Below are 26,096 nucleotides of genomic sequence, written 5' to 3'. Positions count from 1 at the left end.
AAACCCGAGAAAATAGATACCTCAACTAAGAGGAATCTACCTTCCCGGGTTAAATCCGAAAGATAAAACATGGGCTCCATGTATAAACTAATCTCCTGCTTTCTACCTAAAAACATCTCTACAATTAAATAAACTTTTTCCAATTAAAAAGCAGTTAGATTAATTTATTTCCCTCATAGTTGTCAGTTATCGGCTGACACTAGAAACTTGTGAACCATATCATCACAATTATACGAGGCCTATTTAAAATTTAATTTTAAGCTGAAATATTTATATATTTTAAAAATAATGATCTGACTTTAATTCCATCTATTATTATAGATAAACTTAAGCAGCTTGTCAATAAAGTTTTGAATTCAGACCATAAAAATACATAAATAGATTATTTTAAACAGGCTTTAAATCATTCTATAATTAACTCAACATTTTCAAATTTACTAACATCAAATAGTCCCTGATCAGTTAATTTCAACTCAGGAATAACCGTTAATGCCATAAAAGATAAAGTCATAAATGGCCCATCACGATTGACACCAAGGCTATTTGCAATTTCACGCATCTTCTCTAAACGATTTGCTACTTCTTTAACCGACTTAACAGCCATTAACCCTGCAACTGGTAGTGGGAGGGTCGCTTCTACTTTTCCATTCACAACTATTACCAATCCCCCCTGCATTTTTTCAATCTCACGCACTGCAAGTTCCATGTCTCTAGCTCCCAACCCTGCCACAACAATATTATGAGCATCATGACCAATAGAAGTCGCAATTGCTCCCCGACGCAGGCCAAAATTACGCAAAAGTCCCAGACCAACATTGCCAGTTCGATGATGTCTTTCTACAACCGCCAACTTAACCAAATTGTGTCCAATTAATTCAATTGCAGGTGGTTCGTCATCATATTCTGCCTCTGTGTGATAAATTGATTTTCCTGTTACTACCTGATCTTTAATTAATTCTATTACCCGATATTTCTTAGCTGCAGGCAGACGAAAATCACTTTCTGAAATATTGCCAATTCTAACCGAATTGAAAATTTTTTCTTCAATATCTTTATTCATAAAATCGTCTTTATCAAGTGAAATCTTATCATCAATTGACTTTAACAGAGTACCATCTTCAGCCACCAGGCGGCCATCTTTGTAAACTTTTTTTACAGCAAATTCTCTTAAATTATCGAAAACCAGCAAATCTGCTCTGTATCCTGGAGCAACAGCACCGATTTTTTTAATTCCCAGTGCCTGAGCAGCATTAATGGTTGCCAGCTTAACCGCCCTCAAAGGTGAGAGCCCATACTGTATTGCTTTTCTAACTGCAAAGTCAATCTGTCCTTCTTTTATTAAATCTCCTGGATGTCTGTCATCTGTTGCAAACATAAAACGAGAAGAATTACTGCTGTTGACCGCTGGCAGCAGACTAACTAGATCTCTGGTTACCGATCCCTCTCTAATCATGATATACATTCCCTTAGCCACTTTTTCAATTGCTTCAGCAGCTGTTGTAGCTTCATGATCAGCTTCAATATCTGCCAGTAAATAAGCATTCAAATCTTTTTCTGAAAGCCCTGGCGAATGACCATCCTTAAATAAATCAGCAGCCATTTCAATCTTATCCCAGATTCCAGACTCACCATTAATTACTGAGGGAAAGTCCATTACCTCTCCCAGACCAAAAATTCCTTTTTCGTCAATTAAAGTCTTTAAATCTGCTGCCGATAATTCTGCACCAGAATTTTCAAATTTTGATGCCGGAACACAGGAAGGAAGCATTAAATTAAAATTCCAGGGTTGAGCATTTCCAGCTTTAAGTAAATATTTAATTCCTGTCAGACCAGCAACATTTGCAATTTCATGAGGATCAGCAACAATTGTAGTAGTTCCTCTGGGAATAATCACTCGGGCAAATTCATCTACATTGGTCATCGAAGACTCAATGTGCAGATGAGCATCAATCAAACCAGGAGTAACAATTCTCCCTCCTAAATCAATTTCTTCTTTTCCTTCATAATCACCAATTCCAATAATAATCCCATCTGCAACTGCAATATCGTTTTCAATCAATCTTTCATTAAAAACGTCTACGATTACTGCATTTTTAAACACTTTATCTGCCTTTACCAGACCGCGAGCCTGCCTTAATATTTCCTGTTTCAAGATAAGCTCCCCCCTTTCTCTTTCTTTATTAAGCCAGTTTTAAGGCATCAAAATTACAGCGAGTTACACATAGTCCACAGCCAGCACATTTAGCTGCATCAATTACAATTTTATTGTCATCGTCTAGATAATTTGCATCATAAACACAGCTGGTAATACAGAGGCGACAACCGGTACAACTTTCTCTAATAATCTCTGGAACTTTCGTCCTGTAATTGGCTTTTTCTGGTGCTGCTTTTTGAGCCAGACCTCTAATCTGATCCAAATTATCATAATCATGTTCTTCCAGGTAATCATTAATTTCTTTAGCAATTTTACCATAAATTTTAGGGCCTTTAAGTATAGCAGCTGTACAGGTCTGAACCGCACTGGCTCCTGCCATTATCATTTTAACTGCATCTTCTCCAGTGGAAATTCCACCAACTGCAAGAACCGGAATATCAACCGTTTTTACAGCCTGAAAAACAGCTCTTAAGGCAAGTGGGAAAATTGCTTCACCCGAAAGCCATCCGTAACCATCTTCACTACCCATTAGTGGTTTTCCGCTTTCAATATTAAAATCAAGTGTTGGGCCAAAAGAATTGATCAAAACAAGACCATCGGCTCCTGCCTCTTCGGCAGCTTTTGCAAATTTAGGAATATCAATCTGTGGACTTAACTTGACCATAACAGGCTTATCAGTAGCTTTTTTAGCTGCCTTAATACTTTTTACAACTGGTGAAGTATCACTGCCTAAATAATGTGTAGATAGCTCAAAAGCATCTGCATAAGGCTCCGTCTTTTTTACCAGCTCATTAATCTGTTCTGCACTGTAGCCAAGCCCGACTATTACCGGTAAACCTAATTCTTTAATTTGAGGATATTCATTTTTGAGCCAGTGATCGGGTCCCATTTCTGACCAGAGTTCTGTATTCATAAATCCACCGCGGGTCTGTGCCATATTAGGCCTTGGCACTTCTGCTGCTTCAGTAGAAATTGTTTTAGTTACAATTGCTCCTGTTCCTCCATCTTTAGCTTTTTTAGCCATTTCTGCATCTTTGATTGGTGGGCCAGCTGCCGGCATCACCGGATTTTTTAAAGTCAGATCAAATAGTTTAACACTTATATCAGCCATTTTTTCCACTCTCCTATTTATTTTTATTTAATGTTAAAGCTTATCTTGATTATTATTTTTTAAATTTTCTAAAATATCAACTAAAATTTTTCTTCTCTGCTCCTGGTTTGATGCTGTTAATTCATAAATTTTTAGATCATCTCTCTGGCGAATTCTATCCAGAAATGGGTTTGATTCATTTTTTATAACTCCGATGACAATTTTTTCTGAATCAAGCAAAGAAAATACTTTTTTCTGAAATTTTTCTGCTTTCAGTTCAAATCGCCCCAATTCATCCATTACAACAATCTCACCCGACTGGTCCAGGAGTTCAAAACCTAAGTTATTAAAAACATCAGTCTGGATATTAAAATTATCAGAAGTAACTTCACGATAGGCGAAAATTTTTTGATGTCTTAAAAGCTTAAGTGAATCACCTGCTGCAGCTGAAAGATTTAACGTTTTTGGAGCACCTTCAAAAAGTGCAAAGGTTTCCTGACAGCTTTTTGCCTCCTGCTGATCCCGGGCTACAAGCTCCGCTGCTGAAAAATCAGTTTCTGCAGTTTTAATTAAAGCAGCAGCCCCTTTTTCCATCAATTCTGAGGCTTGATTTAGTTTAAATACTAATGGCTTTCCATTTTTGGCCCTAATTCTGGCAACTGCAAAACCTGCTATTTTTAGATCCACCTGCTGGAGCAGCTGGGTCAGCAGTGATGATTTGCCAACCCCTTTTTCTCCAGTAATTAGATAATTATTAGTCATCAGCTATTTTCTTCCTTTTCTTTTAAAGCCTTTTTAATTTTAGAAGGACTAATTGGTAGATCAAAAAATCTAACACCGATTGCATCATAAACTGCATTTGCCAGAGCTGGTGCTGCCGCAATCAAAGTTGGCTCTCCTACACCCTTAGCTCCAAATGGTCCCTCGGAATCTTCTTCTTCAACCAGATAGTGTTTAAATTTAGGCACATCAACACTTGTCGGAACCAGATAATCTGTCATTCCCGCATTTAAAGTCTTACCATTGCGGATTACCTGATCTTCCATCATTCCCATTCCCAGCCCCTGTACAGTTCCACCTTCAATCTGTCCTTCCACATTTTTAGGATTAATTGCTTTTCCTAAATCAATAGCAGAATAAACATCTAAAAGATCAATTATACCGGTATCAGTATCTATTTCAATATCAATCACCTGAGAAAGAAAAGTATAGGCAACATAAACTTTATCAGCCTGACCATTCTCATCAGGACTATAAGTCACCGGGAAAAAGCTCCCCTCTGCTTCCAGTTTTTCGCCTCTTTCTTTAACTCTTTCAGCCATTTCCCAGTAAGTTATATAGTCATCAGGATCATCATACATATAGATTTTTCCATCTTCAATTGCAATTTCGGGATGATTGCTGCGAAATTCAAGACTTCCATAGTGATAAAGATTAGCCAGCATATCTTCGGCAGCTTTTTTAACTGCATTCCCGGTAAAATAAGTCTGTCTGGTGGCAGAAGTTGAGCCAGAATTTTTTGTTTTATGGGTATCACCCTGAACAACTTCGAAATAATTAGGATTGATCCTTAAAATTTCAGCAGCAATTTGAATTACTGTTGTAATAACTCCCTGTCCGACATCTGCTGCCGCTGTTCTAATAACTATTCTCTCATCTTCTTTAATTTCAATCGAAGCAATTGAATGATCAGGAAAACCCTCGCCATAACCAAATCCAAACATAATTGTTGCCATTCCGCGTCCAAATTTTTTCATTATTTTCTGCCTCCTTTCCAGTCACTGAGCTCCATCACTCGTTTAATTGTTTCTTCAGCATTTACACTGTGAGTTAGCTGCTGACCGTTAGGAGTAATTGAATCTTTTTTGTAAATATTTTTGAGTCTAAATTCAGCTGGATCCATATTTAATTTATGAGCCAGGATATCCATCTGCTGTTCATAAGCAAAAGCTCCCTGGGCAGTACCAAAACCACGCATTGCACCGGCATAGGTGTTATTTGTATAAACCGCATGAGAAACTCCACGTAAATTGGGACAGTTATATGGTCCTGTAGCATGGTACATTCCTTTATGCACAACTGCAGGTCCACTTGAGGCATAGGCTCCCGTATCCCCAATAAATTTAGTTTCCCAGGCAGTTAAGTAACCATCCCTGTCTACACCTGTTTTATTTATAATTGTAATTGGATGCCGTTTCGACTGGGTAATCATTGATTCTTCTCTGGTAAAACAGAGTTTGACCGGTCTTCCTGTCCTCATGGCCGCAATTGCCAGATGAATATGAACCGAAACATCTTCTTTTTTTCCAAAGGCTCCACCAATAGTAGGCTGAATAATTCTAACCTGATCTTTTGATAATCTTAGAGACTGAGCCACATCAGCCTGAGTATCATGCAGCCACTGAGTTGCAGCCCAGATATCAACAACCCCATGGCGTTCATCATAAAGAGCAACCCCAGCTTCATTCTGCATCGGCAGCTGATCAATAAACTGAGTCTGATAGCGATTTTCTTCTACTATTGCTGAATCTTTAAAAGCTGTATCAACATCACCACGATTTAAATGGTGAGTTATTACAATATTACCATCAGGATGAATATTTGGAGCATCATCTTCCATAGCTCTAAACGGATCAGTGATCACTTCTAATTCTTCAACTTTAACTTTAATTAAATCCCTGGCCTTTTTGGCTGCTTCTTTAGTTTCGGCAACTACAATTGCCAGAGCATCTCCCATATAGCGCATCTTTTCTCCTGGGGCAATTAAAACCGGTTGATCACGAATAATTAAACCAAACTGTCTGACATCAGGAATATCTTCGGCAACTATGATATCAACTACTCCCTGAACCTTTTTGGCTCGAGAAATATCAATATCTTTTAAAATTGCATGTGGGTGAACTGCCCGTTTAATTTTAATGTATAGCATATCATCGAAACTGATGTCATCAGGATATACTGCATCACCTGTTACCTTATCCCAGGCATCTGCTTTAAGGACATCATGGCCGACAAAACGCTTACTCTTTTTTACTCCCTCTATTGTACAGCGGGTTGTATGCTTGCAAAAATAATCTTTAATTCTCTTACTTTGATCAGTCATTACTATCACTTCCTTCAACAGCAAGTTTATCTGCTGCCAGCATTACGGCATCGATAATCTTAGCATAACCTGTACAGCGACAAATATTACCGGAAAGTCCATAGCGAACTTCTTTTTCTGTTGGTTTGGGATTTTCATCCAGAAGTCTTTTACCAGCCAGCACCATTCCTGGAATACAATAACCACACTGTACTGCACCTGCTTCTACAAATGATTCCTGAATTGGATGTAGATTATCCCTGGTGCCCAAACCCTCTACTGTTATAATCTCAGCCTGATCTGCCTGAGGTGCAGGTACCAGACAGGAAGCAGTTAATTCTCCATTCATGATAACTGTGCAGGCACCACATTCGCCCTTGCCACAGCCCTCCTTGACTCCTGTCAAACCGAGATCTTCTCTTAATAAGTCGAGCAGCCTGGTATAGGGAGTAACTTCCAACTCTCTTTGCTCTCCATTAACTGTTAAAGTAATCTGCATCAGCTGCTCACCTTCCTTTCTATCTCTTTTAAAGCTCTAACCATCACATCAACTGCAACATCTTCTCTGTATTCTTTAGTTCCTCTTAAATCATCAATCGGATTAATACTTGCTTTAACTTCTCTACCCAGAGCTTTATAATCCAGATCTGTAAGTTTCTGATCTACCATTACGGCTTCTATTCCCTTCAGTCTGACCGGGGTTGGAGCCACTGAACCCATTGCAATACCTGCCTTAACAATTTTTTCTCCTTCAAATTCCAGTACAACAGCCAGAGTTAAAGTAGAAATAACAAGTGCTTTCCTCCGTCCAACTTTAATCCAGGAACCTTCTCTTTTATTATCTGTAAGTGGAATTATAATTTCAGTTAAAAGTTCGTCTGTTTCCATTGAATTTCTTTTTGGTCCTGTAAAAAATTCTTCTGCTTTTACAATTCGTTCTCCTTCTGTACTCTGCAGTTTAAAACTGGCTCCATAACTTAACAGTGGAGCTAAGAGATCGCCTGCCGGAGAAGAAGTACATATATTACCACCAATTGTTCCTCGACTTCTGATCTGCGGTGAACCAACATCTTCAGCTGCTGCAGCCAGCACTGCCAGATTTTTCTTAATTAAGTCTGACTTCATCAGCTGTAAATGAGTTACCATTGCTCCAATATGAAGCTCATTATCTATAACCTCAATTTTTTTCAGTTGATCCAGCTTAACCAGATCCAGCCAGTATTTAATTTCGTGCAATTTTTCGTAATTTGCAACCAGTAAATCTGTCGAACCTGCAGCTACTTCAATTTGATCCCCATATTCTGCCCTAATTTCTAGAGCTTTTTGAATACTTTCTGGCTGAAAATATTCTTTAAAATCTACGCCAGAAATCGTCTGCCTGCTCTCCTGTTTCATGGGTGATTTTCTCATCATCAACTACCTGCACCTCCCGATTTTCCATTAAAATTCTTCCTTTTACAATTGTCGTATCAACCATTCCACCATTGATTCCAAATAAAATATGCGCATAGGTATTATCACTATTTATCTCAGTCGGTGATTTATAATCCACCACAATAATATCTGCAGCTGCTCCTGCTTCTAAAACTCCCAGACGGGGCCCAAAAGTTTCTGTTGCCAGCTCTGCATTAGTCTTAAATACCATTTGAGGAATTTCAGTCCAGCCCAGACGAGGATCCCGATTCTGATGTTTGAGAATTAAATTAGCAAACTTGATACTCTCAAACATGTCAGTTGTATAACCATCAGTTCCCAGTCCAACTTTCAAGCCTTTATCAAGTGCCTCTTTTAACGGAGCTGCTCCAACTGCATTACCCATATTAGATTCCGGATTATTAATCAGATAACAATCATTATCTCTTAAAATCTCCAGCTCACCTTCCTGCAGATGCACACCGTGGATAGCCATTGTTCCCGGCCGCCAGATATTATACTGATCAAGCCTTCTGACAGCTCCATTATAACCTCTAAGTCTGCTGTCTTCTAAATCAGTCTGACCCTCAGCAACATGAATATGAAAAGAACTGTCCAGGTCATCTGCCAGAGCCGAAACTTGCTCTAAAGTCTCGTCCTCTAAGGTGAAAGAAGCATGCAGTCCAATTCTTCCATTTAAATGATCTAAATTTTTTTCCCTAATCTTGCGCAAAAAGTTCTCGCTTTCTGCAATCGAATCCTGAGACTGCTCTGGACCATTGCGGTCTGAAATTTCGTAACAGAGATCTGCTCTAATCCCGAGTTCTTCCACTGCTTTAGCAATCAAATCGAGGCTGTATCTAACCTGGCCATAGCTTGCATGGTGGTCAAAAACAGAAGTAACCCCCTGCTTTAAACCTGTCAAAAATGCATAAAGGGCGCTGAAATAAATATCATCTGCCTTTAGAGTACTGTCAACTCTCCACCACATCTTCTCTAAAATTTCTAAAAAATGACGGGGAGGTTGATCTGTTTTTAAGTCCATCCCCCGGGCAAAAGTACTGTAAATATGCATGTGGGTATTAATCATACCCGGCATAATTACTTTACCCTCTACATCCTTAACTTCAGCTTCCGAATACTTTGATTTTAAAAGCTCAGTTTCTCCTAAAGCCTTAATTTCTCCCCCATCTATTAAAACTGCTCCATTTTTGATAATCCGATTTTCCTGGTCATGAGTAATCACTGTTCCATTTGTTAATAAGAGCAAAAAACCACTCCTTTCTTAGCCATTAACCATCTCAGCAGAAATAGAATTAGCTTTTGTTATAATCTCTTCCTCATTAACTCGAGTCAACTCACCGTCCTCAACTACTATCTCTCCATTGACAATTGTATAGTCAACAATCTGAGTATCTCCTGTATTGACAATAGCTGAAACTGGATCATATAAGCCACCGGCAAAACCAAGCCTTTTAGAATTAACCAGAAACATATCTGCTGCTTTACCAACTTCCAGACTTCCAATTTCCGGCTGAGATAAAACATCACGACCACCATTGGTGGCTAAAGCCAGCACATCTTCGGCTGTAATTGATTTCATCCCGTGGACCAGCCGGTGCATCAAAAAGGCAGCCTTCATCTCTAAAATCATATTTGAAGAATCATTGCTGGCACTGCCGTCAACTCCCAGACCAACGGGTACTCCTTTTTTTATCATCTCCGGTACCTTTGCAGCTCCAGAAGAAAGCTTCATATTAGAAACCGGACAGTGGGAAACTCCAGTTCCAGTTTCAGCCATCCGGGCCAGCTCATCACTATTTAGATGAACCCCGTGGGCATACCAGATATCACTGCCAACCCATCCCAGTTTCTCCATATAAGCCAGTGGTCTAAGACCTGTTTTTTCTAAAACAAACTCTTCTTCATCTCTGGTTTCAGCCAGATGAGTATGGGCCTTAACGCCATAGTCCCGGGCCAGCTCAACAGACTCTATCATCAGCTCTTCAGTCACCGAAAAAGGCGAACAGGGAGCTAAAGCTACCCGCTGCATAGCAAAAGGAGATCTGTCATGATATTTTTCGATTACTCTTCTGGAATCCTTAAGAATTTCGGCATCAGTCTGAACAACTGAATCTGGAGGAAGACCTCCATCTTTTTCACTTAAAGACATACTACCTCGAGTTCCATGGAAGCGAATTCCTATTTCTTTAGCAGCTTCAAACTGGTTATCAATCAAATTATCAGGTTGAGATTTTGGAAAAACATAAAAATGATCACTGGTAGTTGTACAGCCAGTTTTTAAAAGCTCTCCTGCTGCCAGCAGGGTTGAATAGTAAACTGCATCCGGATTAACCCGGGACCAGATAGGATAAAGATATTTTAACCAGTCAAAAAGTTCTGATTCCTGAGCGTCAGGAAGATTACGGGTTAAGGCCTGATAAAAATGATGATGCAGATTAATCAGACCGGGAAATAAAAAGTAATCGCGACCATTAATAATTCGATCAATTTCTTCTTCAATTTCAATACCTCTACCCATTCTGGTAATTTTTCCATTTTCAATCAAAAGATCAGCATTTTTAAGCCGCTCCCGATTTTTATTCATTGTAATGATTTCTTTAACATTTTTGATTAAAATTCTGCTCAACTCAACCACCCCATTCCTCGGCAGCCATCTCAACTGCATCAATTATCTGTTGATAACCTGTACAGCGACATAGATTACCTTCCAGAGCTGTTTTAATCTCTTCTTTACTCGGCTCAGGATTGGTATTTAATAAAGCCAGTGCTGACATCAGCATTCCCGGAGTACAGAAACCACACTGGACAGCCTGTTTTTCAATAAAAGCTTTCTGCAGGGGGTGAAGTCCACTTTTTGACTCCAAACCTTCAACTGTAATAATTTTACTGCCATCAACCTGAGCTGTCAGCACCATACAGGAATTAACTGCCTGATCATCGACAATCACCGTACAGGCACCACATTCCCCAACACTGCAGCCCTCTTTAGTTCCAGTCAGTTTTAACTGTTCCCTAATTGTATCCAGCAGTCTCTCCTGACTACCTACCTGCAATTTATAATCTTCGCCATTAACTTTCAATTCTACATCTAACTTAGCCATTATATCCTGCCTCCTCAAGTAAATCTTCAACTGCTCTTTCCACCAGTTTCCCTAGAGCAGGCCGTTTATAAGGGGTTGACCATCTTTCCCCGGTAATACCTACCATCTCATCGGCTGCAATATTGCCGGCTTCAACCGGATTAATTGCTGCAAAGTTTTTCCCATTTAAATATTTATTAACCTTTCTAAAAGGAACAGGAAAAGGAGTTGCAGCACCAGATGCAACCTGGGCTTTTTTTACCGATCCATTTTCTACCTCAGCTAAAAGAGTCAAAGAAATCCTCGAAATACTTAAAGCTTTGCGGCGTCCAATTTTTTGGTAGCTGCTGTAATATTCACCTTCTGGCATCGCAAAAATAATTTTTTCTAATACTTCATCAGCTTTTATTATTGTCTGATATGGCCACTCCACAAAGTCCTCCAGTAAAATTTTTCGGGCTCCTCCTTTTGACCTCAGCACAACTTCTGCCTCCAGCGCAATTAATGGTGAAAAAGAATCAGCACAGGCAGCTGCATTAGCCAGATTACCACCAATTGTAGCTCTGTTCCTAATCTGAGTTGAACCAATACTGCTGGCTGCTGCCGCAATAAAAGGCAGTTTTTCGTTTATTGCAGGACTGTTTACCAGTTCAGCATGTGTAGTAAGTGCCCCAATTTCGCCCTTTTTATTTCCGAGTTTAATTCCTTTAAGTTCATTAACAGCTGTAATATCGAGCAGATAATCTATTTTTTCAAATTTATCATCCTGATGGTGAAGATCAACCATTAAATCAGTTCCACCAGCTAAAATTTGTACATTCTCTTTTTCGTCCAGTATTTCTAATAATTCATCCAAACTATGCGCTCTAAGTAATTGATATTCTACCATTATTATTTACCTCCCTTATGCAGAGCACGACCGATTAAAACCCGCTCTAAGTTAAGGGGAAGAGACCTAATTCTCTTACCTGAGGCATGAGCTACTGCATTTGCTATTGCTGCACTTCCAAGTTCTAATGTTGGTTCTCCAATCGATTTAGCGCCAAAAGGGCCATCTGGATCAGGATTTTCTACAATCACAGGTTTAATATCAGGCATATCTTTAATGGTCGGTATCATATAATCATGAAAATTAGTTCCCTGGATAACTCCATCTTTTAATTCCAGTTCTTCCATAATTCCATAACCAAGCCCCATCATTACACCACCATAAATCTGACCTTTAACATTTTCGGGGTTAATTGCCCGCCCAACATCATGAGCTGCAGCCATATTGATTACACTTAATTCTCCAGTTCCAGTATCAACTTCAACCTCAGCTATCTGACAGCCATAAACATAGGTAAAGTAAGGGTTACCACAACCTTTTTCTTCATCCCAGGAAATTGGAGGAGATTTGTACCAGCCATAAGCTGACATCAAAATACCGCTATTGCCCATTTCGCCTGTCAAATCAGCAAAAGTAGCCAGTCTGTTACCCTGGCCATCATATAAAAAACCATCTTTTAATGCCAGTTCTTCTGCACTTAAATCATATTTATCAGCAGAAAAATCAATTATTCTCTGTTTTAATTTTTCAGCAGCATCTTTAACCGCATTTCCACCAATTAAGGTAGCACGAGAAGCAACTGTTGAGCCGCTGTCTGGAGTAAAACTCGTATCCAGTTCTTTAAACTCAACCTCATTCATTGGCACACCCAGGATTTCAGCAGCTATCTGAGAAAAAATAGTTTTTAGACCCTGGCCATTTTCTGCCAGACCACTATAAACTGCTACACTTCCGTCTTTATTAATCTGAATCACAGAAGCCGCTGCATCAATTGCTTCTGCCCCCAGGCTGCAGCCTCTAAAGGAAATAGAAAGGCCAATTCCACGTTTTTTATCACCGGGCTGTTTCTTTGAATATTGCTCATACTTTTTCTTATAATCAATAGCTTCCATTGCTTTATTCATTACTTCATTTAAAGAAACAGTATGTCTGTCCAGTTTCTGACCACTTGCTGTAACTGAGCCCTGCTGATACATATTTTTCTTTCTCAGTTCCACAGGTGAAATCTCAAGTTCTTCAGCCAGTTCATCCATCAGTGACTCCTGAGCAAAAATCACCTGGGGTGAACCATAACCACGCATAGCCCCTGTATAAGGATTATTGGTATAATAGCCATAGGTATCAGTCTTTACATTTGCAACTTCATAAGGGCCTGTCGCCTGAACCACACTGCGCCAGGTTACAAAGGGAGTCTGACAGGCATAACCACCACTATCTGCAACAGCTTCAATTTCCATAGCTGTTAGCTTTCCCTCTTTTGTAGCTCCCAGCTTATATTTTAAATGATAAGGGTGACGCTTATAACTTTCAGTAAATGATTCTTCACGCGAATTAACCATCTTTACTGGCCTGCCGGTAGCAAGGGCCATAACTGCTGCCCGGGCAGCCATTGCTGAAACAACCTCATCCTTACCTCCAAATGAACCACCAATATGATTTTGAATAACTCTAACCTCAGCCAGTTCAACTTCCAGAACGGAAGAAACCGCGTTTCGGGTTGCATAGGGATTCTGAATAGAACCATAAACAGAAACCAGATGATTCTCTTCGTTAGGGACAACCACAACTGCTTCTGGCTCCAGATATGAATGTTCAATAAACTGAGTTGTATACTCTCTTTCTAAAATCAGATCTGCCTCTGCAAAACCCTGAGCTACATCTCCCTTCCTCAGTGGGTGATGAATCACCTGATTATCATCTTTTTCCGGGTGTAATTTTAGAGCTCCTTCTTGTCGAGCATCTAGAGGATCAAATACCCCTTCCAGTTCTTCATAATCAACTCTTATCTTTTCTATAGCTGCCGCAGCTTCTTTTTCACTTTCCGCTGCCACCATTGCTACACCATCTCCTGCCAGCACAACTTTTTCCTCAGCCAGCACTTGCTGATCCTGAACAATTACTCCAAAAAGATTATTGGGAATGTCTCTGGCGGTAAATACTCCTTTTACCCCGGGCATTTTCTCTGCCTCAGAAGTATCAATATTAAGAATTTTAGCATGAGGATATTCAGTTCTTAAAACTTTTGCCTGAAGCATATTAGCAAATTCTAAATCTGCTCCAAATTTGGCCTTACCGGTAACTTTCTCATAGGCATCAACTCTTTTGACACCTTTATTAACATGTTTAAAAGCCATTACTGCACCTCCATAATTAAGATTTAATAAAATTTATTCTGTCTGGCTGTACTTTAAACTGCTAAAATTTTTCTTAATCTAAAACAATCTTCAATTAGAAAAACTTCATCCTGAACACAGATGGACTTTCACCATTTTTGCCAACCTAAACCCTGATTAAAACCAGTATCCAGCCCGGACAGCATTCGACTGCCAGTACTAAACCTGTAAATCAAGTATGGTTACGGCATTTATCTCAATCTCAGTTGAGAGAAATGTTAAAATGGGGAAAGTCCATGAAATCTAATTTACAATATTTAATTCTTATTTATATTATATAACAAAATATTTTAAATTAACAGATTTTTAACATAATTTTTTCTTTTTATTAACAGATTTTTTTCTCATCTTTCTCAGGAAGTAATAAGTTTAAAGCAATTGCAAGTATGGCACCCACTGTAATTCCTGAGGATAAAACAGTTGAAATAACAGCTGGCAGCTGAGCAACAACATCCGGTCTAAATGTCACACCAAGACCGAAACTTAGGGCAATAGATAAAATAAAAATCTTTCTATCAGTCAATCCACCCTTGGTAACAATCTTCATTCCAGAAGTAGCTACCATACCAAACAGGGCAATTGTCGCTCCTCCTAAAACGGGATTTGGCATTACACTAACTAGAGCCCCAATTTTAGGAACCAGACCGAGTAAGAATAAAATTCCGGCAACTGCTATACCGACAACTTTACTACCAACCTTTGTAATTTGAATAACACCAATGTTCTGGCTGAAAGTTGAGTTAGGGAGAGAATTAAATACAGCTGCGATTGCACTACCAACACCATCAGCCATGATTCCACCACTGAGTCTTTCTATATGTTCTTCACTGGCAACATCTTCACCTGAAACTTCAGCTACTGCAGTTAAATCTCCAATAGATTCTACAGTCGTAATAATATAAGCCATAACCCAGGGTAGAAGATGGCTCCACTGAAATGATAAACCATATTTAAAGGGTCTGGGAATAGTAAACCAGCCGGCATTTGCTACTTCAGCCATATCAACTAAACCTAGAGGAATAGAAACTATATAACCTATGATCAGACCAATAGCAACTGCTCCAACTTTAATTAGACCTTTACCAAAACGATTAGCTATAATAATAATCGTTAAAACAAACAGGCCTAAAATTAAATTCTGAGGTGCACCAAAGTTTTCTGCTCCTGCTCCACCACCAAAATCTGTTATACCAACTTCCATTAAACCAAGACCAATCAGCATAACTACTGTCCCGGTTACAACTGGAGGAAATATTTTTCTGGTCTGTCTGATAAATCTGCTCAATATCATCTCAACCGGAGCAGTAATGAGTCCCATGCCCAGTACTAAAGGGAGACCCCCTTCACTTGCTGCAGCAATCGCCATTGGCACAAAGGTAAACGAAGTCCCATGAACAGCCAGCAATCCTGACCCAACAGGACCTACCTTTGTAACCTGAATATATGTTGTAACTCCAGAAACCATTAATGCCATACTGACAAAGAATCCAGTTTCTGCAGCATTTAAACCAGCAACTCCGGCAATAATTAAAGGTGGGGTAATAATACCAACAAACATAGCAAGCATATGCTGTAAACCTAATAACAAAGTTTCAACTAAAGGCGGATTATCATCTAAGCCATAAAAAGGTTCTTCTTCAACATAATTCTCCTGCTTCTCAATACTATTCTGCATATAATCTCTCCTTTTTATTTTTGTCTTAATATTATATTATCCCAACAAAATAATTTACCTTCTTCAATTAAGCATTTTTCTCTAATTTATAATTATTATAGCTGTATACACCTCCTGATTATTCTAAATTTTTAGAAAACTATTTCTGCAAAAATACTACTTAAAGCTTCAGTAAGTTCTCTAAAAGTTAAAAGATTATAACTTAACTTTCGGCAGTATTTAAGCTAAAATTAGAAATATTCTATTCTTTTATTTAAAAGCCCAATAATCTCGGTAAAAACATTGAAATAGGTTCGATAAAGGTAATCGCAAACAAGGTAATAATTTCAACTACAATAAAGGGCCAGATAGCTTTTGAAATCTGTTCAAGTGACAGTTTGGTAATTCCACTAACTACAAAAAGGCAGGCACCAACTGGAGGTGTCATTAAAGCAACATTTAGTGATAAAACCATAATAATTCCAAACTGAATTGCTGGAACCCCAAGGCTAACAGCTAGAGGGTGTAATATTGGTCCTAAAATTACTAAAGCTGCAGCAATATCCATAAACATCCCAACAACTAGCATTAATAAATTAATCAAAAGTAAAATTACATATTTATTATTACTAATCTGCATAAACATATTTGCTATTTGTTCTGGCACTCTCTCCGACGCCAGGATCCAGCCCAGAATTGAAGCAGCAGCAATAATTAAAAATACTACTCCTGTAGTTCTTGCAGTCTGTTCTAGCAACTCTGGAATATCTTTTAGCTTTAAAGACTTAAAAACAAATTTACCAACAATAAAAGCATAAGCAACAGCAATTGAAGCAGCCTCTGTTGGAGTAAATACTCCGGATAAAATACCACCAAGAATAATTACTGGCATTAAAAGAGCTAAAATAGCATCCCAGAAAGCTACTACCATCTCTTTAATTGAAGAACGTTTGTCTTTTTTAGGATAGCCTCTTTTTTTAGAAATAAATCCGGATAAAATCATTAACATTCCACCAAGTAAAAGACCCGGTAAAAAACCAGCAGCAAATAACCCTGCTATAGAAACCCCCATTAGAGAACCATAAATCACCATCATATTACTGGGAGGAATTGTTGGCCCAATAATTGAAGAAGAAGCAGTGACTGCAGCACTAAAATCTTTATCATAACCATCTTCAACCATTGCCGGAATCAGCATTGTACCAATTGCTGCTGTATCAGAAACGGCTGCTCCAGTCATCCCGGCAAAGAAAATACTGGCAATAATATTGGCGTGAGCCAGTCCTCCCCGCAGATGCCCTACTAAAACATTGGCAAAATTAACAAGTCGGTGAGTGATTCCAGATTTGTTCATTATCTGACCGGCCAGAATAAAAAATGGCATAGCCATCAGAGTAAACATATCCAGACCGGCAAAAAACCTCTGAGGTACCATGTTAAACATAACCGGCATATCCATCTGATAAATTGCATACAGAGCCACACTACCGATTGTAAAACCAATTGGCATCCCGGCAAACAATAAGACTATAAATGTAATAGCTATAGTTCCAAGCATTTTATCACTCCTGACCTTTTTCTGTTTCAATCTGCACTTCTTTTACTTCTCGTAATGCTTCATCTACTTCTGTTTCTCCTAAAATATCAGAGATTTTCATTCCCGGTTTAAAGATCAAAAGCAGCTGAATAAACTGCTGAATAATTGCCAGAAAACCAGAAACAGGAATACTCATCAAAGGCCAGAACATCGAAATATTTAGGGCAAGTGAAAGCTGATTTTGTGCCTTAACCGCTACCTGATAACCCTTAAAAGTTAAAACTGTCAAAAAAACAATGGTGATAACATAAACAACAAAGGTAATTAACTTTGTTATAATTGGAGGAAACTGTTTAATTAAAAGCTGAATACCGACGTGCTCTTTGTCTTTTATTCCAACACTGACTGCAAGTAGAGCTGCCCAGATCATTAAATACCGGGCCAGTTCTTCTGTCCAGCTTAAAGAATCGCGAATGATATAGCGGAAAAAAACTCCGGTTAATACTGTAATAACAAGAATCCCTGTTAGAATTATGACTATAAATAAAGTTATTTTTCCCAGCCAATCTCCAAAGTTTTCGAGTTTATCAAAAATACTAGTCTTTCCCAATTCCCTCACCCCTCAGCTTGATAAAAGGGACAGAGACTCTGTCCCTTTTAAATTTTAATTTACATTCCAAATTTCTCCTGAGCAGCTTCAATTGCATCAAGATAATCCTGAGCAAGTTGAGCTCCTTCTTCACCATACTCTTCTTCAATAAATTCCATTGAAGCAGGAATTGCAGCATCTTTAAACATCTGCATTTCTTCAGCTGTAGGTTTATATACTTCCATCTCTTCTGCTAAATAAGGAAGACCCTCATCAGAAGCTTCAATTAATCTGTTAACACCACGGCCAGCCAGGTTAGCCACTCTTGCCGCCTCGTCAACCACAACCTGTTCCTCAGAAGTTAAGGAAGAATAGAAGTCAGAGTTTAAAACCCAGACATAAGGTGTATACATATGATTGGTCAGAGTTAAGTACTTCTGCACTTCTTCCAATTTACCAATTTTGATAATTGGGATTGGGTTATGCTGACCATCAACTACTCCGGTCTGGAGAGCTGTATAAAGTTCTGCCCAGGCAATTGGAGTAGGTGAAGCACCAAGTGAACGCATAAATTCCATATGAATTGGAATAGTCATTGTTCTAAATTTTAAACCTTCCATATCAGCCGGGGTTTTAATCGGACGTTCACTATTTGTCAGCTGGAAAAACCCTCCTGATTCACCAAAGCCAAGTACTTTAAAACCTGTTTTTTCTTCAATATCTGCTGCCATTTGCTGACCAAATTCACCGTCATATACTTCATAAGCTACAGAATAATTAGAAATAGAGAAAGGAATATTTACTATAGAAAACATTGGATAGAAGGTTGCCATTCCTCCACCAGATGCTATATAACTTTGAGTAACTCCACTTTGAACCTGTTCCATACTTTCTCTTTCATTTCCTAAAACACCATTTGGATAAATTTCTACTTCTATACTGCCATTGGTGCCACTCTCAACCATTGATTTAAATACTTCTGCCATAGCTGCTGTAGCAACTTCTTTTGGCTGCTGTGGGTTTAAGTGGCTGAGTTTCAATACTTTTGTATCCTGAGCCATTGCTGTTAGGGATGCTGTGATCGCCATTACTAAAATTAAAGTAATAATTAATGTTTTTTTCATTTAAACTCCTCCTAAGTTTTAATCAAAGACTCAATTAAACAACTGCTAAACTTCTCATTATCTACTGGACAGTCCTTCCTATCAGACCAATAATTAGAGCCCAAATACTCTTACTTTAATTTTTTTCACAGCACCTCCTTAAATAAATAGCACAGGATATTTAGAAGTGTATTTCCCTCCTCCAGATACTTAAAAGAAATAATCCTCAGGTACCCGGTACTTTAAATTATTTTACTTACCACCCATTGTTAGGGTCATTACAGCTTTTGCAGTGTGTAATCTATTTTCAGCCTCAGTAAATACAATTGAATGTTCACCGTCAATTACAGAATCCTCAACTTCATTACCCCGGTCAGCAGGTAAAGCATGCATATACATTACATCATCATCAGCAAGTGCCATTCTCTCTTCTGTACACTTCCAGTGTTTATTTGATTCTAAAAGATCATCAATTACTGCATCATCCTGATTTGTAACCCAGCTGCCCCAGTTTTTCGGAATAACTATATCAGCATCACGATAAGCTTCATCCTGATCATGAGTAATTTTAAAAGTTCCATTATGCTTTTCAGCATTTTCTCGAGCCTGTTCGATAACCCAATCCGGCATCTCATATCCCTCAGGATAGGCTAAGGTCACATCCATACCATAACGTGGGAAAAGTAAAGCCTGAGTTAAAGGTACAGAAATAGGCTTTTTATGACTGGTGGCATAGGCCCAGATAATTGAAACCTTTAAATTTCTAGTTTCTTTTTTCTTTTCTTTAATGGTCATTAAATCGGCAATCCCCTGCATTGGATGATAAAGGTCACACTGTAAGTTCATCACCGGAACTTTTGCATGATTAGCCAGAGAGCGCAGATATTTATTACCAATTTCCCAGACACAGTTACGGCAGGCAATGGCATGTCCATAACTTCCCAGAATAATACCGGTATCTTTAGCCACTTCCCCGTGAGAAACCTGCATAGTACTGGTATCTAAAAAGTTAGCATGCCCACCAAGCTGAGCCAGGCCAGCTTCCATTGAGTTTCTGGTTCTGGTTGACTGTTCAAAAAACATTAAAAAAGCTGTTTTATCTCTTAAATATGGTGTGGGTTCACCCATAGCAAATTTTCTTTTTAAATCAAATGAAACATCCAGTAAAGTGTCAATTTCATCTTTAGTCCATTCCTGTAGTGTAATAAAATCTTTTCCTTTTAATTGAGTTTCCATTTTATAATTCCTCCTTTGATTTTTGTTCGGCACCCTTAAAAACTAAGCTAAAAGATTTTCTGTTTCTTCCGGCATCTGATCGGCATACTTTTCCACAAATAACTTTGGAATCACAGCATAAATTGCAGCCGCCTTAACCAGTTCTGATTTCCATGTTTTTTCGTTTGGTGCATGAGCCTGATCTTCGTGACCGGGTCCAAAACCAATACAGGGAATACCATGACGTCCCATTATTGAAACTCCATTCGTGGAAAATGTCCATTTATCAACTAGAGGATCTTCTTTAAACAATTCTTTATAGGCTTCAACTGTCGTCTGACAGACAGGATGATCTTCTTCAATCAACCAGGTAGGAAAATAAGAATCAATTGGATATACCAGACCGGTATAGGAAGGTCTTTCATATTTATACATCTCTACTTCTGCATCTGCATCATTAACTGCCGGTAAGTTTTTAACCTGCTGGACAGCAAACTGCCAGCTTTCTCCTGCAGTCAGACGGCGGTCAATTGAGATACTGCAGCCATCTGCAACTGCACAGCGAGAAGGTGAGCTGTAAAATATTTCGGAAACAGTCAGACTTCCTTTACCCAGAAAATCATGTGGTGTTAAATTCGGATGCAGGGCTTTTAATTCATTGATAATTGGTGCCATCTTGTAGATCGCATTATCTCCTCTTTCTGGAGCTGATCCGTGACAGCTAACACCATGAGTACTAACTTTGATTTCCATTCTGCCCCGGTGGCCGCGATAAATATTACAGGATGAAGGTTCGGTAATTACAACAAATTCGGGTTTGATTTCATCTTCTTCTATAATATAATGCCAGCAGAGGCCGTCACAATCTTCTTCTTGTACTGTACCGGTAATAATCAGGGTATAGTCATCTTCTAAGCCTAAATCTTTAATTATCTTTCCGGCATAGACCATTGAAGCCATTCCACCCTCCTGATCGCTGGCTCCCCGTCCTACAATTATTTCATCATCTTCATAACCTTCATAAGGATCATAATCCCAGAGAGAATCATCTCCGACACCAACAGTGTCAATATGAGCATCCATGGCAATTACATGGCTTCCATTACCTATATAACCAAGGATATTACCCATTTCGTCAATTTCTATCTTATCAAAGCCTACCTTTTCCATCTCTTCCTTTATTCTTAAAACTACCTCTTTTTCCTCACAGCTTTCACTCGGAATTCTGATCATATCTCTTAAAAACGCACTAATTTCTGAACGATAGCTTTCAGCTTTTTCCATTATTTGATCAAATTCTATCACTTAACTGGCACCTCCATTAATTTAATATTTATTACCGGTCAATTATATTTATAATAAGTACCCAAATGCTATTTCATTTCTAATTAATACAACTTAGAAGTTTGGGGGAGTAATCGCTGATATGAAATGAAGATCTTCTTCACCAATACTCTTAATTTTATGAGGCAAGCTCGCCTTATAGTATATGCTGTCACCTTTTTCCAACTCATACTCCTGATCACCAATCTGAATAAACATCTTCCCCTGCATAACAATCGTACATTCCTCTCCCAGATGATTTAAAGGTTCGTCTGTTGTCTCAGCACCTGGCTCCAGTGTTGCCTCGATAACTTCCATATCTCTATTTAAATCTGGAGAAAGCAGTTCAAAGGTCAGATGTGAACCGGGAAAATTCAAAATCCTGCGTTCATCTTTGCGCACCACTGCATTATGATTCTCTTCCTCAATCAAAAAGTAGAAAATCGGAACTTCCAGTGCTCTGGCAATCTCCCGCAGAGCAGTAATAGAAGGTTCGGCAAGCCCCCTTTCTACCTGACTTAAATAACTTGAAGTCTTCTTTATCTTCTCTGCTACATCATTTAAACTCATACCTCTAGCCTGACGTTTTTTTCTAATTCTCTGTCCAAGTCTTATATTATCACTCATCTTAAGTCACACCCTGTTCGACAAAAATAGCAGTCAATTTTTCCAGATCCGGCTCAACTTCAATAGGATTACCGGCTGCACGACGGGCATTTTTAACATCCTTTAAACCATTCCCAGTAATTACAACAGCTGCACTCTGATCTCGCTTAATAATTCCCTCTGCTGCAGCTTTTTTGAGTCCTGCCATTCCAGCAACTCCTGCAGGCTCGCCAAAAATGCCTGTCTTTTTACCTAAATTTCTCATCATAGCTAAAATTTGATCATCACTAACATTAATCATTTCTCCCGCTGAGTCTCTAATTGCTCTAACCGCCTTTAACCAGTTTCGGGGTTTACCAACTGCAATACTATCTGCTATTGTGTTCTCAGCTGTAACCTCCAGTTCCTCTCCGGTCCTAAAAGCTTCAGTGATTGGAGCACAACCTTCTGCCTGAACCCCCAGTAACCTGGGTATCCTGTCAATAAAGCCAATCTGTTTTAGATCATATAAACCTTTATAAGCTCCCGCGATAGTACAGCCATCACCAACAGAAAACACAAGCCAGTCCGGCATCTCCCATTCCAGCTGCTCAGCCAGCTCTAAAGAAACGGTTTTTTTACCTTCTACCAGATAAGGATTAATGGCAGCATTACGATTATACCAGCCCCACTTTTTAATGGCTTCTGCTGAAAGATAAAAGGCTTCTTCATAGGAACCTTTAACTGAAACTACATCAGCTCCATAAATTAACAGCTGGGCCAGCTTTCCTGCAGGAGCTCGGTCAGGCACAAAAATAACCGCATTCATTCTTCCCCCCATAGAAGCAATATTACCAGCCAGAGAGGATGCTGCATTACCGGTCGAAGAACAGGCAACTGTTTTTGCATCCGCCTCCTGTGCCTTAACAACAGCCATTGCTGAGGCTCTATCTTTTAAAGATGCAGTTGGGTTTAAGCCATCATCTTTAATAATCAACTTTTTAATTCCAAACTCTTCAGCCAAAACTGGAGAATTGTAAACTGGTGTATCTCCAACAGCAAGCTTAGGCTTTTCCGTCTCCGGCTTAATCGGCAGAAGTGGTTCAAAACGCCAGATGCGCTGATCTGGATTTGCTTTTAAATCTTCTTTTGACCATTCAGCCATAATTTTTTGATAATCATAATCTACATCTAAGATCCCATCTTCACAATCGTCACAGAGATAACGCTCAGGATCTGCTTCATACTCTTTACCACACTTAATACAGTGCAGCCCTGTTACATATTTCATCTGCTTCACCTCAATTACTATTATTCTACAGCTCTTCTAATAAACCTGTTTTGTGATTAAATTCTTCTATTAATTTGTCAATTTCTTCTGCCTGAGAGTGAATTCCACCCCAGTAATTGTCATAATCATACCACTGAGCATTGAGTTCTTCAGAATCTCTACCCTGCTGTTCAATCCAGGTATAATATTTCAGGTTATGCACCCGTCTTCTTTCTTCCAGACCCATTTCCAGAGTATATTCTGTATTAATCCCTCTCAGATAACGGTGATAATCTTTAATTGCATCTTCTCTTGTATATTCTCCTCTTTCTTCCCTCATTTCTTCCAGACGGGATGTATAGAGTTCTAATGAGTCAGTCAGCACAGTCATCAGCATTTGATTCTGATCCAGTTCATAAAATTTAGCCATCTTAATAGCCCCAACTAAATTAGCAATTCCTGAAATCCCTAAAAGTTCAAGTTTCTCAACAAAATCTTCTGAAACTCCCTGTTCTATCAAATACTCTCGTCCAGCTGTCTCATTAAATAAACGCAGCAGAGACATTGTGCGCTCATCATCAATAGCAATTGCCATATCTGTATTTTTTACATTATGAATCCAGGGTATATGTTTATCTCCAATACCTTCAATTCTATGAGCACCAAAACCATTACTTAAAATGGTTGGACATTGCAGTGCTTCTCCAACTGCTATTTTGCTCTGAGGGAACTGATCTTTAAGATGATCTCCGGCTCCCAGGGTACCTGCAGAACCAGAAGTTGCAAAAAAACCAAAATAATTATCATTATCTCTCATTTCATCTCTAATTACTTCTTCCATTGCTGAACCAGTAACTTCATAATGCCAGAGATGGTTGCCAAATTCTTCAAACTGATTAAACACTGTGATATTATCTCTTGTCTCCCGCAGTTCCCAGACTTTATCAAAAATTTCTTTTACATTACTTTCCGTACCGGGAGTCGGGATTACCTCACCTGCTACCTTCTGCAGCCAATCAAATCTTTCCTTACTCATGCCTTCTGGCAAAATTGCAATCGAATCACAGGCCAAAAGCTGAGAATTATAGGCTCCACCTCGACAGTAATTACCAGTTGAAGGCCAGACTGCATGACTGGAGGTTGGATCAAACTGTCCGGTCACCAATTGCGGAGCAAGACAGCCATAAGTTGCACCTACCTTATGTGCACCAGTGGGGAACCATTTACCCACAACTGCAAAAATCCTGGCATCAACACCAGTCAATTCGGAAGGGAATTCAATATAATTTACCCCATCATAAAGACCCCCATCTTTTTTAGGCTCATTTTTCCAGCTAATACGGAATAAATTATAACTGTTTACATCCCAGAGACCAATATCTTTCAATTTTTCTTTGATTTTAGCCGGAATTAATTCCGGATTTTTCATCTGCTCAAAAGTTGGCAGAATTATATTTTTTTCTCTTGCTCGTTCAATTGCTTTTTCTAACTGTTTTTCATTGACTTCTAAATTAATCATCATTATCCTCCCTTTTATATTAAGAGTATTTAGAAAATTATATGTTTAAAAATTTAAATCTCACTTTATATATTCAATGAGATTTAAATTAATCCTGCAATAATTTGTAGATAAAATAAAAAAAATACCCGGATATCCGGGTATTCAATAATTTCAATCATTTTTCTGTAATATATTTACTTAAAATTATTAATTCTTCTTCACTTAACATATATTAACATAATCTAATCTGTAGACTCAATTTCATAACTTGAAGTGATTTCTGCATTTAAAGAGTTGCTGGCCGAGCAGTATTTTTTTTCCGAAAGATTAATTGCTCTTTCCACCCTGCGTTCATCTAATTTTTTCCCTTTAAACTTATATTTAATATGAATTTTAGTAAATCGCCTCGGAGGTTCTTCTGCCCTTTCAGCATCAACCTCCATTGCAAAGTCTTCTAATTCAGTTTTCATCTTTTTAAGTATCAAAACAACATCAATTCCAGTACAGCCAGCCAGTCCACTGAGCAGTAATTCCATTGGGCGAGGCCCCTTATTATGCCCTCCACTTTCTGCTGCTGCATCAACTGTTAATTCATGACCTGATGGCAGTTGATTTTTAAATTCCATTTCTCCCTGCCAGTCTACATTAATTTTCATAATCGAATTAATCCTCCTTTTTGTGCACTCAACTTCTCCTTAGAGCAATTTACTCAATTAAATTTATAATCTCTTGATTATTAAAACAAGCACTAATAGATTCAGGATTTTAAGCCTCCTGATCCTCATCACATTCCGGGCACTTCTCTTTAGACATATTTTTCCCGTGCTGATGAGTTCTACCTCTTCTCATTTTTTTGCCGCATTCCGGACAGTGGCCCGGTCTCACCAGACGATAATCTCCCCCAGCAAATTTAATTGCCTTACCACAGGTTAAAGCCTCAGCAGCCTTTTTTCTGGCTGAAGTTAATACCCGCTGAAAAGTTGGGCGAGAAACATTCATCAGTTCTGCTGCTTCTGCCTGAGTTAAACCTTTAACATCTTTTAGGCGCAGGGCTTCCACTTCTTCCATAGTCATCTCTACTATTTCCAGCTGATGTCCGGGGACTCCTGCTGGTTTAAAAAATTTTATTTCAGGTAATTTTTCAATTATCCGATCTTTGGTTGGACGGGCCATACTTTTTCACTCCTGTTACATTTATTTAAAGTTTAGTAAAATACTCTATTATATTTATTATAACAGATTGGTGAACAAAG

Annotated in this window: 23 protein-coding genes and 1 riboswitch; all 23 genes read right to left on the bottom strand. The window is 38.7% G+C overall.

Annotated elements, in window-relative coordinates:
- Positions 1 to 156: 156 nt before the first annotated feature.
- Positions 157 to 256: riboswitch (purine riboswitch) on the bottom strand.
- Positions 257 to 403: 147 nt separating this feature from the next.
- Positions 404 to 2,152 (bottom strand): adenine deaminase, encoded by a 1,749-nt coding sequence (gene ade / locus BW929_RS12385; protein WP_233493629.1) that lies wholly within the window; start codon positions 2,150 to 2,152, stop codon positions 404 to 406.
- Between the two features lie 28 nt (positions 2,153 to 2,180).
- Positions 2,181 to 3,266 carry a 4Fe-4S dicluster domain-containing protein gene (locus BW929_RS12380; protein WP_076545801.1) on the bottom strand — a complete coding sequence of 362 codons (1,086 nt, stop codon included), beginning with the start codon at positions 3,264 to 3,266 and terminating at the stop codon, positions 2,181 to 2,183.
- A 33-nt stretch (positions 3,267 to 3,299) separates the two neighbouring features.
- The gene (locus BW929_RS12375; protein WP_076545800.1) at positions 3,300 to 4,007 is read right to left on the bottom strand and encodes a nucleoside-triphosphatase; all 708 of its coding nucleotides are present in this window, start codon (positions 4,005 to 4,007) and stop codon (positions 3,300 to 3,302) included.
- Positions 4,007 to 5,002 (bottom strand): xanthine dehydrogenase family protein molybdopterin-binding subunit, encoded by a 996-nt coding sequence (locus tag BW929_RS15585; RefSeq protein WP_076545799.1) that lies wholly within the window; start codon positions 5,000 to 5,002, stop codon positions 4,007 to 4,009. The genes BW929_RS12375 and BW929_RS15585 overlap by 1 nt, the downstream gene beginning before the upstream one ends.
- On the bottom strand, positions 5,002 to 6,348 hold the full coding sequence (locus BW929_RS15580) for a xanthine dehydrogenase family protein molybdopterin-binding subunit (RefSeq protein ID WP_084566210.1): 1,347 nt from the start codon (positions 6,346 to 6,348) through the stop codon (positions 5,002 to 5,004). Before BW929_RS15580 ends, BW929_RS15585 begins: the two co-directional genes overlap by 1 nt.
- The gene (locus BW929_RS12360; RefSeq protein ID WP_076545798.1) at positions 6,341 to 6,826 is read right to left on the bottom strand and encodes a (2Fe-2S)-binding protein; all 486 of its coding nucleotides are present in this window, start codon (positions 6,824 to 6,826) and stop codon (positions 6,341 to 6,343) included. The genes BW929_RS15580 and BW929_RS12360 overlap by 8 nt, the downstream gene beginning before the upstream one ends.
- Positions 6,826 to 7,740: an FAD binding domain-containing protein gene (locus tag BW929_RS12355; protein ID WP_084566209.1), complete on the bottom strand. Its 915-nt coding sequence runs from the start codon at positions 7,738 to 7,740 to the stop codon at positions 6,826 to 6,828. The genes BW929_RS12360 and BW929_RS12355 overlap by 1 nt, the downstream gene beginning before the upstream one ends.
- Positions 7,679 to 9,010 carry a putative aminohydrolase SsnA gene (gene ssnA, locus BW929_RS12350; RefSeq protein ID WP_076545797.1) on the bottom strand — a complete coding sequence of 444 codons (1,332 nt, stop codon included), beginning with the start codon at positions 9,008 to 9,010 and terminating at the stop codon, positions 7,679 to 7,681. Before ssnA ends, BW929_RS12355 begins: the two co-directional genes overlap by 62 nt.
- Positions 9,011 to 9,025: 15 nt before the next feature.
- Positions 9,026 to 10,390, bottom strand: a complete 1,365-nt coding sequence (locus BW929_RS12345) for an 8-oxoguanine deaminase (protein ID WP_076545796.1) — start codon at positions 10,388 to 10,390, stop codon at positions 9,026 to 9,028.
- A 1-nt stretch (position 10,391) separates the two neighbouring features.
- Complete coding sequence (locus BW929_RS12340) at positions 10,392 to 10,865, bottom strand: (2Fe-2S)-binding protein (RefSeq protein WP_076545795.1); 474 nt, start codon at positions 10,863 to 10,865, stop codon at positions 10,392 to 10,394.
- The gene (locus tag BW929_RS12335; protein WP_076545794.1) at positions 10,858 to 11,733 is read right to left on the bottom strand and encodes an FAD binding domain-containing protein; all 876 of its coding nucleotides are present in this window, start codon (positions 11,731 to 11,733) and stop codon (positions 10,858 to 10,860) included. Before BW929_RS12335 ends, BW929_RS12340 begins: the two co-directional genes overlap by 8 nt.
- A gap of 2 nt (positions 11,734 to 11,735) precedes the next feature.
- Positions 11,736 to 14,027: a xanthine dehydrogenase family protein molybdopterin-binding subunit gene (locus BW929_RS12330; RefSeq protein WP_076545793.1), complete on the bottom strand. Its 2,292-nt coding sequence runs from the start codon at positions 14,025 to 14,027 to the stop codon at positions 11,736 to 11,738.
- Between the two features lie 367 nt (positions 14,028 to 14,394).
- On the bottom strand, positions 14,395 to 15,741 hold the full coding sequence (locus BW929_RS12325; protein ID WP_076545792.1) for a uracil-xanthine permease family protein: 1,347 nt from the start codon (positions 15,739 to 15,741) through the stop codon (positions 14,395 to 14,397).
- Between the two features lie 253 nt (positions 15,742 to 15,994).
- Positions 15,995 to 17,278: a TRAP transporter large permease gene (locus BW929_RS12320; protein ID WP_076545791.1), complete on the bottom strand. Its 1,284-nt coding sequence runs from the start codon at positions 17,276 to 17,278 to the stop codon at positions 15,995 to 15,997.
- A gap of 4 nt (positions 17,279 to 17,282) precedes the next feature.
- Positions 17,283 to 17,867: a TRAP transporter small permease gene (locus tag BW929_RS12315; protein WP_076545790.1), complete on the bottom strand. Its 585-nt coding sequence runs from the start codon at positions 17,865 to 17,867 to the stop codon at positions 17,283 to 17,285.
- A gap of 59 nt (positions 17,868 to 17,926) precedes the next feature.
- A complete protein-coding gene (locus BW929_RS12310) occupies positions 17,927 to 18,970 on the bottom strand; it encodes a TRAP transporter substrate-binding protein (protein WP_076545789.1) in 1,044 nt (347 codons plus the stop codon).
- A gap of 231 nt (positions 18,971 to 19,201) precedes the next feature.
- The gene (locus BW929_RS12305; protein WP_076545788.1) at positions 19,202 to 20,185 is read right to left on the bottom strand and encodes an ornithine carbamoyltransferase; all 984 of its coding nucleotides are present in this window, start codon (positions 20,183 to 20,185) and stop codon (positions 19,202 to 19,204) included.
- Between the two features lie 42 nt (positions 20,186 to 20,227).
- On the bottom strand, positions 20,228 to 21,469 hold the full coding sequence (locus BW929_RS12300) for a YgeY family selenium metabolism-linked hydrolase (RefSeq protein ID WP_199505737.1): 1,242 nt from the start codon (positions 21,467 to 21,469) through the stop codon (positions 20,228 to 20,230).
- Between the two features lie 93 nt (positions 21,470 to 21,562).
- Positions 21,563 to 22,114 (bottom strand): helix-turn-helix domain-containing protein, encoded by a 552-nt coding sequence (locus tag BW929_RS12295; protein ID WP_076545787.1) that lies wholly within the window; start codon positions 22,112 to 22,114, stop codon positions 21,563 to 21,565.
- Position 22,115: 1 nt separating this feature from the next.
- A complete protein-coding gene (locus BW929_RS12290) occupies positions 22,116 to 23,363 on the bottom strand; it encodes a threonine synthase (RefSeq protein WP_076545786.1) in 1,248 nt (415 codons plus the stop codon).
- A gap of 25 nt (positions 23,364 to 23,388) precedes the next feature.
- On the bottom strand, positions 23,389 to 24,861 hold the full coding sequence (locus tag BW929_RS12285) for a pyridoxal-phosphate dependent enzyme (protein WP_076545785.1): 1,473 nt from the start codon (positions 24,859 to 24,861) through the stop codon (positions 23,389 to 23,391).
- Between the two features lie 224 nt (positions 24,862 to 25,085).
- Complete coding sequence (locus tag BW929_RS12280; protein WP_076545784.1) at positions 25,086 to 25,499, bottom strand: OsmC family protein; 414 nt, start codon at positions 25,497 to 25,499, stop codon at positions 25,086 to 25,088.
- A 109-nt stretch (positions 25,500 to 25,608) separates the two neighbouring features.
- Positions 25,609 to 26,016: a DUF134 domain-containing protein gene (locus tag BW929_RS12275; protein WP_076545783.1), complete on the bottom strand. Its 408-nt coding sequence runs from the start codon at positions 26,014 to 26,016 to the stop codon at positions 25,609 to 25,611.
- Between the last annotated feature and the right edge of the window lie 80 nt (positions 26,017 to 26,096).

Source organism: Halanaerobium kushneri (assembly GCF_900156285.1).
Lineage (GTDB): Bacteria > Bacillota > Halanaerobiia > Halanaerobiales > Halanaerobiaceae > Halanaerobium > Halanaerobium kushneri.
This window is presented reverse-complemented; position numbering and strand designations above follow the sequence as displayed.